This window comes from Gemella sp. GH3 (assembly GCF_013415425.1).
In the GTDB taxonomy this organism is placed as follows: Bacteria; Bacillota; Bacilli; order Staphylococcales; family Gemellaceae; genus Gemelliphila.
This window is the reverse complement of the sequence record NZ_JACBYC010000087.1, coordinates 66239-79934: the sequence shown is the minus strand read 5'-3', so window position 1 is coordinate 79934 and position 13696 is coordinate 66239. Positions and strand designations below refer to the sequence as shown.

At 29.2% G+C, this 13696-nt stretch carries 7 protein-coding genes; 1 reads left to right on the top strand and 6 read right to left on the bottom strand.

Going from position 1 to position 13696, the window contains the following annotated elements:
- The 4 genes from HZY83_RS03055 to HZY83_RS03040 form a co-directional block, all read right to left on the bottom strand.
- A partial coding sequence (locus tag HZY83_RS03055) for an HAD-IC family P-type ATPase (protein ID WP_179942604.1) occupies window positions 1-2222 on the bottom strand: 2222 nt, incomplete at its 3' end.
- A gap of 134 nt (window positions 2223-2356) precedes the next feature.
- Window positions 2357-3448, bottom strand: a complete 1092-nt coding sequence (locus HZY83_RS03050) for an NAD(P)/FAD-dependent oxidoreductase (RefSeq protein ID WP_179942603.1) — start codon at window positions 3446-3448, stop codon at window positions 2357-2359.
- A 322-nt stretch (window positions 3449-3770) separates the two neighbouring features.
- The gene (pepF, locus tag HZY83_RS03045; RefSeq protein ID WP_179942602.1) at window positions 3771-5588 is read right to left on the bottom strand and encodes an oligoendopeptidase F; all 1818 of its coding nucleotides are present in this window, start codon (window positions 5586-5588) and stop codon (window positions 3771-3773) included.
- 218 nt (window positions 5589-5806) lie between these two features.
- A complete protein-coding gene (locus tag HZY83_RS03040) occupies window positions 5807-7120 on the bottom strand; it encodes a trypsin-like peptidase domain-containing protein (protein WP_179942608.1) in 1314 nt (437 codons plus the stop codon).
- 230 nt (window positions 7121-7350) lie between these two features.
- On the opposite strand from HZY83_RS03040, the gene ung reads away from it, so the two are divergent.
- Complete coding sequence (ung, locus tag HZY83_RS03035) at window positions 7351-8010, top strand: uracil-DNA glycosylase (protein ID WP_179942601.1); 660 nt, start codon at window positions 7351-7353, stop codon at window positions 8008-8010.
- A 676-nt stretch (window positions 8011-8686) separates the two neighbouring features.
- Here ung and ileS read toward each other — a convergent pair.
- Window positions 8687-11419 (bottom strand): isoleucine--tRNA ligase, encoded by a 2733-nt coding sequence (gene ileS / locus HZY83_RS03030; RefSeq protein ID WP_179942600.1) that lies wholly within the window; start codon window positions 11417-11419, stop codon window positions 8687-8689.
- Between the two features lie 273 nt (window positions 11420-11692).
- Window positions 11693-13486 (bottom strand): glucosaminidase domain-containing protein, encoded by a 1794-nt coding sequence (locus tag HZY83_RS03025; protein ID WP_179942599.1) that lies wholly within the window; start codon window positions 13484-13486, stop codon window positions 11693-11695.
- Window positions 13487-13696: the final 210 nt, after the last annotated feature.

Below are 13696 nucleotides of genomic sequence, written 5' to 3'. Positions count from 1 at the left end.
ATTTTAATGGATATTAAATGAATTACACAAGCAATAAAAGTAGTTATTAGTAAAAATATAAGAGAATATTTAGAAAAATTCATAAACCCATTATTCAAGAACACAATATTTATTATTATGCCTATAATAGCTCCTACAATAAGAAGTATTAATAGTAACAATTTGTACTTATTTAATGGCATACTAACTTTATAAACCATTAATAATCCATTTATTAAAGCTAAAATGAAACAAATTAAACTTGCTTGAGTAGCATCTAGTTTAGCAATATTCACAGCTACTATCGCACTAACTAAAATACTTCCACCAATAAAAGCATTAGTTAATACATCTACCATAAAGTTATTTCTAACTTTCTCTTTATTCTCTTCAAAAGTCAAGAAGAATGAAGGTATTCCTATAGTTATAGCCGAAATAATAGTAAATTGTATAGGGATAAATGGAAATCTAAGACCTATCAAAACTGTTAATATAGCAAAAGTAATTGAAAAGAATGTCTTCGTCAAAAATAACGAAGCAACTTCTTGAATATTATTTATAACTCTACGCCCTTCCATTAAAATATTATAAAATACTCCAAAATCATCAGTTAAAAATACTATATTAGAAACACTCTTAGCTGCACTAGTAGCTCCGTTCATAGCAAAACTTATATCTGCTTTCTTTAAAGCTAGAACATCGTTTACCCCATCACCACTCATAGCAACTGTCTTCTTATATTTTTGTAGTACTTCGACCATTCTTTCTTTTTGTGCTGGTGTTACTCGACCAAAAATATCATTTTCTAATACTACTCTTTCAAAACCTTCATCAGAAACTTTTGTCATATCTACAGCTTGTGCATAAGATTTAAATCCTGCCTTTTGGGCAACACCTAGAACAGCTTTATGATTATCACCACTAATTATTTTTATATCTACTCCTTGACTATTAAAATATTCAAAAGTTTCTTTAGTATTTTCTTTTATTTCATCTTCTAAAATTACATGACCAACTAATTCTGTATTCATAGGTGTTTCTACAAATCCAGTAGTTTTTACTAAGCTTAAAATTCTATATCCTTCTTCTTTATAACTTTCATATTCTTCAGACATATTTTCTTTTAACCCTAAAAACTCATAAGCTCCAAAAAAGTACGTTCCCTCGTTCTCTACTTGAACATATGAATATTTATCTTTGCTTGAAAATGGCTTTGTCTTTATAACGTTCCAATCTTTAGTCGATGTTAAATACTCCTTTAACGCTCTTGAAGTGTTATTCTCATCGTTAAAATAACTTAAATAATTCGACAGTACATTCTTTACTTTGTCATCAATAGATACAACTTTCATATTACCAGTAGTTATAGTTCCTGTTTTATCAAAACATAAAACATCTACTCTAGCCAGTGTTTCTACACAATATAACTCCTGAACTAAAACTTTTTTTTTCGCTAACTTATAAGCTGATACCGCCAAAGAAACACTAACCAACAAAATTAATCCTTCTGGAATCATACCTACTAAAGCACCCGCACTTTTTAAGACAATCTCTACATAATTCTCACCATTAGAACTTCCTCTATAATATAGCATTAGTGCAATTGGTAACAACAACACAGAAATTACTTTTAAAATAGTATCTAAATAATCTCTAAGTTTAGACGGATATTTTTTGAATTGTTTAGTGCTTTGAGCAAGACGATTTATATAACTATCCTCTCCTACTGCCGTTGTTTTTATTACACAACTCCCACTAACAACATTACTACCACTCATAACTTTATCATTAGCTTGCTTATAAATATTATCACTTTCTCCAGTTAACAAAGATTCATCTACTTCTATTTCTCCAGAAATAAGAATACCATCACAAGGAATTTGATCTCCGAGATTAAGATGCAAAAATTCTCCTAAAACAATTTCTTCACTATCAACCTCTACAATTTTTTTATCTCTACTAACCTTATATTTACTTTTACTAAGTAAACTTAGTTCTTCTAAAGCATTCTTTGATTTAACTTCTTGATAAATACCTATTACCGTATTAATAAAAATAACAAAAACAAACAACAAATTTTCAAATCTAAACGTCGTTGCTACAAAAATAGCAAGTATCAAAATCATACCATTAAAATACGTAAAAACATTAGAAAATATTATCTCTTTTGTTGTTTTATAAGGCTTAATAATACTAATATTCTTTTTTGAGTTCTCTACTTCTTGCGTAGTTAAATAATTCACAAAAAATCCTCCATAAAATTATTTCCATACATTATATCACACTTTTATACATAGTTAAAATTCATCTAATATATAATTTTATTTAAAAAAGCCTAAATGATAAAGATTACTTAATCATCTAAGCTACAATTATTTTATAATTTTTTAATATAACGACTTACTGGATAATCATCTACATTTAAAATTGTTTTCTTATTCATAACTATATTAACTAATTCATAACCTATCAACGGTCCTGTAGTTAATCCTGAAGATCCCAAGCCACTTGCAACATATAAACCGTTACTATTTAAAATCTCTCCATAAAAAGGAGAAAAATCACTAGTATATGCTCTTATACCTACACGCTCATTTATTATAGCTGCAGCACTTAGACTTTGTAAAAATGACTGTGCTTCTAAACCAAAATCATCTAACTTAGCTTTATCAATAGTCAAATCAAATCCCATATTATTTTCGTGAGTAGCCCCTACACTTATTATACCATCTTCAAAGGGAATTATATCTAGTTCGCCCTCAGGCATTATCACAGGATAATTACCACTATTTTTATCCGTTATTCTGTAATCTCTAAGCTGTCCCTTTTGCGGTCTAACATCTACTGCATATCCTAAGGGAGCCAAAATATCTTTTGCCCAAGCTCCTACTGCTATAATAACTTTATCAAAAGTTTCTCCTTTTATTTTATATTTATCATTTTCTAATTCTATTGCTACCTTTTCTCGTATAACTCGTGCTTTTGAAGCATTCAAAAGTGAATTTACAAATCTTTCTCCTTCAATTCTAGCACCACCACTAGCAAATAAAACTCTACCATTGTTATTGAAGTTAGGAATACTTAATTTAGCTTCTTCCAAAGAAATAATTTTTAAATCTCCTATCATAGGCGATAATTCTTTTCTATTTTCTGCTATTTCTAGCAACTCTTCTAATTTAGAATCATCTTTTCTCAGTAAATATACACCGCTTTGTTTGTAGAAATCTGTTGAGAATCCATCTTTTTGCAAATCTTCTACTAGCTTCAAATAAAAATCTGCACCTAATCTTGCCATTTTATACCAAGGTTTATTTCTTCTTTTAGAAAACCACGGACTAATTATTCCAGCAGAGGCTTTTGTCGCCTGACCTACTCCATAATCAAAAACAGTAAGCTCAACATTTTCTTTTGATAAATAATAAGCACATGTTGCGCCTACTATTCCACTACCTACTACAGCTACTTTCATTCTACAATCTCCTTAAAGTAAATAATCTTTACAACTATTTTATAACAAAGTAAAAATTGTCGCAAATTTCTACAAAATAACTATTCAAGATAAGTATAAGTTAATAAAATTGATTCTGATCCAACCAAAACTTATAAATTATTTTTGTAATAGAAATACAATATATAGATAGATTAAACCAATTTTTATATAACAACAAAAAATAATTAATTATTTTTTCAAAATTAAAGCCAGTATTTTCATCTTAATACTGACTTTAATTATTTCATAAAATAGTTAAAACTAATTTTAATATTTTTATATAACGATATAAATAACTCTGTTATTTCGTACCTTCTTTAATTTCGTCCGTAAGTCTATAAAGTTCGTCTACCAAATATCCTACATAAGATATAGCTTCTTTTAGAGGTTCTTCTGTTGAAACATCACAACCTCCTAATTTAGCCAATTCTAAAGCTGACATACTACTTCCTTTTGATAAAGTATAAAGCCACTTACTTGCTAATGAATTATCTTTATCAATTTTATTAGCTACTGCAGTACCTATCGTAAGTCCAGCAGAATAAGTATATGGATATAACCCCATATAATAATGTGGTTGACGCATCCAAGTTAACCCTGCTCCATCATTTATTTCTAAACTATCTCCAAAAAATTCTGTCAAAACATCTTTTTTAATTTGTGATAAAACATCTGCATTTAAAAACTCATCATTATCCACTTTTTTATACACTCTATCTTGATAAACTGCTTCAAGATAATGAGTTACCATATTATGAAAATATGTTCTACTTATCATATTACTTATTACCCAACGTTTAAACCTAGCATCTTGGCTAGAACTTAATAAGTAATTTGAAACTATAACTTCATTACAAGTAGAAGGTGCTTCTACAAAATATAATGGACAATCAAAATTTAACATAGTTTGATGCTTACCTGTACTCATAAAATGATAAGCGTGTCCTATTTCATGAGCTAAAACAAAAACTTCATTCATTTTCCCTGTCCAAGATAACAAAATATAACTAGCTATATTAGGAACCGTAGCACAAAATCCTCCTGTAGATTTTCCTTTATTTTGAGGAAAATCTGTCCAACGCTTGTCATAACTTTCATCAATTAATTTCAGATAATCTTCACCCAAAACAGCCAAAGATTTTTTTAAATATTCTCTTGATTCATCAATTGACATATCAACTTCATAATCGGGATCAAGATCTATTTTGCAGTCTGCAAATGTCATATCAGAAATATTGTGTTCTCTAGATAATAATTTAATATATTTTCTAATATGTGGTGCTAAATCTGACATTAAAGTTTTTATTTGTCTATCGTATAATTCTCGATTACCATCTTGTTGATTAAGCAAATAATCTATAACACTATCAAAACCTCGCATCGTAGCAATTGCTTTTTCTTTTTTTATATGTGAAATATATTCATTAGCAGTAGTGTTTTTATAGTTGTTCAAAGTTTTATAAAAACTTTCTGCAGCTTTACGACGAACATCTTTATTTCTATCCATTTCATACAGATTTTCATAAAGTACATAGCTGTTTTCTCTAGTTTTTCCGTCAACTTCGAAGCTATCAAAATTCATATCTTCAAACTTAGTTATTTCATACAGATTATAGAAATCTGGTAAACTACCTAATGTTGCTAAAACAGATTCTGCTTCTTTTGATAAGATATGCTTTTTATTATTCTTTACTTTTTCAAAGTAATACTTCAAATCAGATCGCTTGTTAGCTACAAAATCATCTAAGAAATTATCACTTAAAGTATATAATTTACTTGTGAAAAAACTTAAATTAGCTGCTTCTAAAGTTCTATAAGTATTGTAAAAACTTTCATTCTCTATAGATACTGTATTAAATCTATCTACAGTCATAGGTAAAAATGCATAATGACTCAGTTTGTTAGATTCTTCAATTATTTCTTCAAACTCTCTTATAGCTATGTCAAAAGTATCTAAATCAAAAGAAATATTCTCATAACTTTCTTTAAATTTTTTTAATTTTAATTTTTGTTGTTCTAAAACGTTACGAAATTCTTCGCTATCTTTATAAATTAAACTAATATCCCATGTATATTTTTCTTCCACATCTTTTCTATCTACTAACTTTAACTCGCTCATAGTTCCTCCTATATTCATTTGTTTTCTTAATTATAAAATATTATAAACATAAATTCCATACTTTTATGTGGAATTTTCTAAATATTTTGAATATATATTTTTCTGCAACATCTAATTAATACATTATCATAATTAACAGCTATGTTTATAATATTTTTCTTGAGAGTATAAACAAAAGTATTTAAAGCAAATACTTTAAATACTTTTTATGTATATATTTATTTTTTCACACGTCTTAATAAATACCCAACTACTACGAATAAAGCCAAACCTATAGTTCCATATGCTAAGTTGTTACTTTGTCCAGTATTAGATAAAGTTTTTTTCTGTTTTGTATTATCGGTATCAGAAGATTTATTATCATTTTTAATTTGAGTAACCAAATTATTTTTATTTATTGAATCATCTATTTTATTAGAGTTTTCCACTAATTTTTCTTCTTTTGTATCTAACTCATTTTCTTTATTTTTTTCATTATTATTTTTTTCTTGTTTTTCTTCAAGTGAATTGTCATTGTCTTTATTATCTTGTTCTTTTTTTTCATTTGGTATTACAGCATTGAATACGCCGTTATCTTTTAACCAATCAAGAAACAATGGTCTCATCCTTATATATCTAGATACATCTAGATTCCCTCTAGATAAAACTCCCACAAGCTCATTATCACTATTAATCAAACCGCTTCCCGATTCTCCTCCAGAAGTGTAATAATCAGTTTCATAAATATACTCATCTTCATCTATAATTTTTCCCACATTATACCACTGAGAAAATTTATATTTCATATAATAATAATATGGATAACCAGAAGATCCAGCTTTTTCTCCTAATCTACTTTTATTACTCTTATTTACATTAATAACTCCTAGCACTTCACCTATAGTTTTGCCATCACTATTTGGCTTAACTTTCACAAGACCTAAATCGTAGTCAAATCTCTCACTAAACTTATCCGCTGTTAGCCATTTAGGAAATGGAATTGTCTTTTCTACTTCAAATGTAATAAAATTACCATCTTTGTCTTTTACACTTGATACAACCTTTCCCCCTGTAGCAATACTGTCCCTTCCATCTGCTGCCACTACATGACCAGCTGTAAGAATATAATTATCTCCTATTATAGTACCTGTTCCGTAACTATTTCTAAAACTTTCATGTTCTCCTTTATAATCACCATATTCTAATCTTAATTGAACTGAAGATTTATAAGGAGTTATATTAGGGTTTCTAACAGGTCTTACACTTCCTTCTTCTATTTCATCTTCCTTAGGTAATTCTTCACTTTGACTCTCTTCATTTGCAATAAGTTCTTCAAGTGTTTTCCCTTTAGACTGATTATTCTCTTCTATGTTTTTACTGCCAATAGTTGCTAAGTCTTTATCTAAATTAACTTCTTCTGTTATATTTTTATCCTCAGTAGCAGCAAGTGAGTCATTTATTTTGTTAACATCACCATTGTCCATTGCGTACGCCTGATTAGATATAAGCAACGTTGACATTATAGCCCCCATATACATAGTATTTTTTTTCATATTGTACCCCTTAATTCTATATTATATTTTAAAGAGATAGATATTTTAGCTAGCATTTTTATATCTTCTCTAAGTATTAGTATACAATATTTTTATTAAAAGTCAACTTTTTTCGATTGGAGATATAAAGTTTTCTATTAGACACATTTTGCATATTCTTTCCATACTAGATATTAACTATAATATGTGATATGCTACTTATATAATTAAAATTACGACGGAGAAAAATTATGCATAATTCATGGAAAGAAATTTTTAAAAACTATCCTAATAGAGACCATTTGGCAAATATAGTTGATAAAATTAACGAATCTAGACAAAATAAAGTAATATTCCCACCAAAAAATGAAGTATTTAAAGTTTTTGATCTAGCTTTACACGATATAAAGGTAGTAATACTAGGACAAGACCCTTATCACAACGATAATCAAGCTTGTGGTCTTAGTTTCTCGGTAAAAGATGGAGTTCCACTACCGAAAAGTTTAATAAATATTTATAAAGAATTAGAAGACGACTTAGGAATACCTTTTGCAAAGTCAGGGAATCTAACACCTTGGCATAACCAAGGAGTATTTCTATTAAACGCTGTATTAACTGTAGAAAAAAATTCTCCTGCAAGTCACCGCAATATAGGTTGGGAAGATTTTACAGATTATATAATTAAACAGATCTCTAAAAATTGCAATAACGTTGTATTTATTTTATGGGGTAGTTTTGCTCGTAGCAAAAAAAGTCTAATAGATAGAAATAAACATTTTATTATTGAATCTGCACATCCTAGTCCGCTATCTGCATATAGGGGATTCTTTGGAAGTAGACCATTTTCTAGAACGAATAACTATCTAAAGTCTGTAAATAAAAAAGAAATTAATTTTAATTTAAATTTTTAAGTAAAATTAAAGAATATGGTATAAAATTACAGTGTACCGAACATATTTAATTTAAATTTTTTCATAAATATTTAGGCGTATCAGAAGATGATACGCCTTTCTCCTTTTTATTATAATTATTATTTTTCAGGTTATTATCATTATAAACATTAATGTATTCATTATTTAAACATCATCTACATTTTCTACATCTGAGCTAGAAGCTACTGCATCTAACAATAAAAACTTTTTATTTATTATCAATCCACGCTAAAAGTCATTATTTATTTTCCCTAAAATCCCTATTCTCTTATAGCTCTCATAATCTATCTATTTTACTAATATATTCTTAAATTATCTTCTATTCAATTATCCAAAAAATAATTATATAAAATTATACTAAATCTTATACTTCCCTCAAATATACAAGATTGAATATTGCTATTTTATAAAAATTATCAAATATTTCTCTCCAAACAAACAAGCAATTACTAATGAAAGATATAATAGCTATTTGTTTATTTTTAATATTATGCTTATTGTTCTCAGCTTACATAAAAAAGGAGAGCCTCCTAAAATGGCTTTAGGAGGCTTTATTATTATGAAAAAAATTATTAAGTTTTATAGCATATGTTAGTAGATATTACTAACATATCTTTATTCTATACTACTTTGTTTAAATGAAGTTAATATTAGTTTATTTTTTCAAAATTTTTTCACAACGAGGACAAAGTCCATCTTCATCTAGAGATTCTACAATATTCCAACATCTTTCACAACGTTCTCCAGTAGCTTTATCTACTAGTATTGTAGTATAATCATATTCTTTACCAATATTTTCTTTCACATTTACCTTACTAACAATAAATAACTGATGTAAATTATCAACTGATTTTAATAATTCTACTAAATTCTCGTCTTTACTATAAATTTCTACACTAGCTTCTAATGACTTACCGATAACTTTTTCATTACGACTTTCTTCTAGTGCTTTTAGGACATCATCACGTACTTCTAATAGTTTATCCCATTTATCTTCTAATTGTTTATCATCTATTAAACTCACTTTAGGGAAATCTGTTAAATGAATAGACTCATCTTCTTTATGAGGCATATTATCATAAATTTCTTCTGCTGTAAATGACAATATCGGTGCAATTAATCTAACAGTTTTGTCTAAAATAGTGTATAGTACTGTCAACATACTGCGACGAATGTGAGAACTTTCATCTTCAATATATAAAATATCTTTTCCGTAGTCTAGATAGAATGATGATAACTCTACATTAAAGAAGTTCGTAAGTTCATTCATTACGTTATTAAATTGATAATTTTCATAGTATCCTAGCATTTTTGCTACTACTTGCTCAAATTTAATTAGCATATATTTATCGAGTTCTGTTAGCTCAGCATAAGCTAATAAATCTTTTCTATGATCAAAAGTTCCATTGTATATATTTCCTAGTAAAAATCTATAAGTATTACGTAATTTTCTATATGTTTCTGTAACTTGTTTTAATATTTCATTAGATATACGTACGTCTTGAGTATAATCTACACTTGATGTCCATAAACGTATAATTTCTGCCCCCATTTGTTTTCCTATGTCATTAGGTGAAATTATGTTCCCTAGAGATTTACTCATCTTATGTCCATTTCCATCCATAACGAATCCTGCTGAAACTAATTCTTTATAAGGCGCTTCCCCTGATACAGCAACAGAATTAATTAATGATGAGTTGAACCATCCACGATATTGATCACTTCCCTCAAGATACAAGTCTGCTGGGTAAGTTAAATCTTCCCTAATAGCTAGGCATCCTTGATGAGATGTTCCTGAATCAAACCAAACGTCCATAATGTCCATTTCTTTTACGAATATACTATTCGGACTATCAGGATGCGTATAGCCTTCCGGTAATAACTCATTAGCTTCTTTGTAGAACCAGGCATTAGATCCCTCTACTTCAAAAATTTTAGCTACGTGTTCTATTAATTTAGCATCTAGGATAGGTTGTCCATTTTCAGCATAAAATACAGGTATTGGTACTCCCCATACACGCTGTCTACTAATTACCCAGTCTCCACGATCACGAATCATATTGTAAAGTCTAGGTTTACCCCATTCACTATAAAACTTCGTTCTATCAATAGCTTCTAACAACTCTCCTCTAAATGATTCCACTGAACAGAACCATTGTGGCGTTGACCTAAATATAATAGGTTTTTTCGTTCTCCAGTCATGAGGATATGAGTGAACAATATTTTCTTGTTTTAAAAGTACACCTAATTCATTAAGACGCGCAATAATATCCTTATTAGCATCAAATACGAATTTCCCTGAAAATTCTCCTGCTTCTTCTGTTAAAATACCTTGATGATTTACAGGCGAGATTACAGGTAATTTATATTGTAAATGTGCTACCTCATAGTCATCTACCCCGTGACCAGGTGCTGTATGAACTAATCCTGTCCCTGCATCAAGACTAACATGATCTCCTAAGACAACTAGCGATTCTCTATCCATAAACGGATGTTTACATACTAATTTTTCTAATTGTAAACCTGTTAATTCTTTACCTAATGTAACATTTTCCCAACCAAAATCAGCAGTTAGTTTTTCTACTAAATCTTTGGCAAATACATAGTTCTCCCCGTTGTAAGAAACAACTTGATAAATGAAATCTTTATTTACAGCTATTGCTACGTTGGCAGGTAATGTCCAAGGAGTAGTAGTCCAAATTACTAACTTAGTTCCTTTTTCTAACAATTCTGTGTCACTAATTAATTCAAACGCAACAAATATAGAAGGTGATGTGTGATCACGATATTCAATTTCTGCTTCAGCAAGTGCAGACTCTGATGATGGAGACCAATAAATAGGTTTTAATCCACGATAAATATAACCTTTATCAACCATTTTTCCAAAAACTCTAATTTGTTCTGCTTCAAACTTAGGATCTAATGTTATATAAGGATTTTCCCAATCTCCTATAACCCCTAATTTTTTGAAGTCTTTGCGCTGCTTATCAACTTGCTTTAAGGCGTAGTCTTTACACTTATTTCTAAATTTACTAGCTGGCATTGATTTTCTATCAACACCATTATTAACTAAAACTTGCTCTATAGGTAGTCCGTGTGTATCCCATCCTGGTACATAGTTAGATAGATAACCATTCATATTTTTGTACTTAACTATAAAATCTTTTAAAATTTTATTAAGAGCATGTCCCATATGTATATTACCATTGGCATACGGAGGTCCATCGTGTAAAACATAAGTAGGGCGTCCTTCATTTTTTTTCAAAATTTTTCTATACAAATCCATTTCTTCCCAGCGTTTCAAAAACTCGGGTTCTTTGTTTGGCAAATTCCCTCTCATAGGGAAGGGTGTTTTTGGCATTAATAGCGTGTCTTTTAATTCTACCATTCTTTCTCCTTTCAAAATAAAAACTCTTGAATCAAGTTAGAGGGCGAATATACTTCACGGTACCACCTCTATTAACTCAATTCAAGAGCACTCATTAACTATATTTATTTTGTTTCGTAAAGTGATAACTTATAAAATTTAATTAAAACTTTCCACCAACCAGTTTCTCTCTAAAAATTAAAATTAAAAAGTCGTATCTTTACTAAAATTTACTTAATATTATATTATATTTTCTAAAAATTATCAAGTAAATATTGACTACTTTATTACGTTTTATCTATCTTTACGTCCTGATTTTTCATTTATACTGTACATTATTCTAGCAATTTTGTATCCCCACTCTGGATCAGTTGCGTAATATACATTCATACCACCACTCTTGTTACCTAAATAAGCTCCTCTTGCTGGGAATGCATTACCTACTAAATATCTACTGTTAATCCATCTTGCTGCCCCCAAAATACCTGCATCAACATTATCAAACTTCGTCGCTGATTCATAAGGGCTATTATCATACGCAGCTATTCCAAAGAAATTATTTTTATCAATTGCTATACGACTTCTACCCCAGTTACTCTCTAAAGCTGCGTGAGATAAAAGATAAAGTGCATTAACTCCGTATCTTCTTTCTGCTTCTTTAAAAGTTGCTCCTTTATTTAATAATTTACTAGTTACACCACCTGTTTGGCGTATAATATTATTAAGATCTTCTGCAGTATAATTTGTAGTAGTTTTCAAATTTTTATATTGGAAAGTTTTTATAGTAACATTAGAACTATTGTTTTGATTTGTTTTTTGTTCTGTACTGCTATTATTAGCATAAGGAGAAATCTTACTTGTTCTTGTTACCACTCCATTTGCATCACTATAATACCAAGTATTTGTCTTTTCACTTCTTGACCATTTACTTATTGCCATATTACTTCCCCAACCTACTGGTTCAAAGTAATATTGTTTCCCATTTATTGTTTCTAGCACATCAGATTGCTTTAATCCATTTTTGTAGAAATATTTTTTTCCATTTTCTTGTACTAGTCCATTTTTTTGTTGAGTGTAAGGAGATGTTTTGCTCGTTATTGTTACTACTCCATTTGCATCACTATAGTACCAAGTATTTGTTTTTTCACTTCTTGACCATTTACTTATTGCCATATTACTTCCCCAACCTACTGGCTCAAAGTAATATTGTTTTCCATTTATTGTTTCTAATACATCTGATTGTTTTGTTCCGTTTTTGTAGAAGTATGTTTTGCCATTCTCTTCTATTTTTCCATTTTTGGCATACGGAGAAATGGTGCTTGATTTCGTTACTACTCCGTTTGCGTCGCTATAATACCACATCTTATTGCGTCCACTATATGACCACTTGCTTACTGCCATATTGCTTCCCCAATCTCTATGCTCGAAGTAATATTTTTTGCCGTTTATTGTTTCCAAAACGTCTGTTTGCTTTGTTCCGTTTTTGTAGAAATATGTTTTGCCGTTCTCTTCTATTTTTCCATTTTTGACATACGGAGAAATGGTACTTGTTTTTATTACTACTCCATTTGCGTCGCTATAATACCACATCTTATTGCGTCCACTATATGACCACTTGCTTACTGCCATATTGCTTCCCCAATCTCTATGCTCGAAGTAATATTTTTTGCCGTTTATTGTTTCCAAAACGTCTGTTTGCTTTGTTCCGTTTTTGTAGAAATATGTTTTGCCGTTCTCTTCTATTTTTCCATTTTTGGCATACGGAGAAATGGTGTTTGATTTCGTTACTACTCCATTTGCGTCGCTATAATACCACATCTTATTGCGTCCACTATATGACCACTTGCTTACTGCCATATTGCTTCCCCAATCTCTATGCTCGAAGTAATATTTTTTGCCGTTTATTGTTTCTAATACATCCGTTTGCTTTGTTCCGTTTTTGTAGAAGTATGTTTTGCCATTCTCTTGTACTAAGCCATTTTTATAATTTGCTTCTGCTACATTACCATCTAAAACTTCTGCAACAATTGCGGGAGCACTCATCACAGATAAAGTCAACAACATTTTTTTTAACTTCTTGTTATTCATTACTTTTCTCCTGATTTTTTAATATAAACACAGGACGATTATACCATATACATTTGTATATATTAATAACAAGTATTTTGTATTTATATTAAAATTTCTTTACAAAAAATTTTAATTAAAGTAAATACAATAACATTAAATTATACACAATATTTAAAAGGAAAAAATTATTAAATCATTTATAAAAAAACTAATTTACTTGTAAATTTT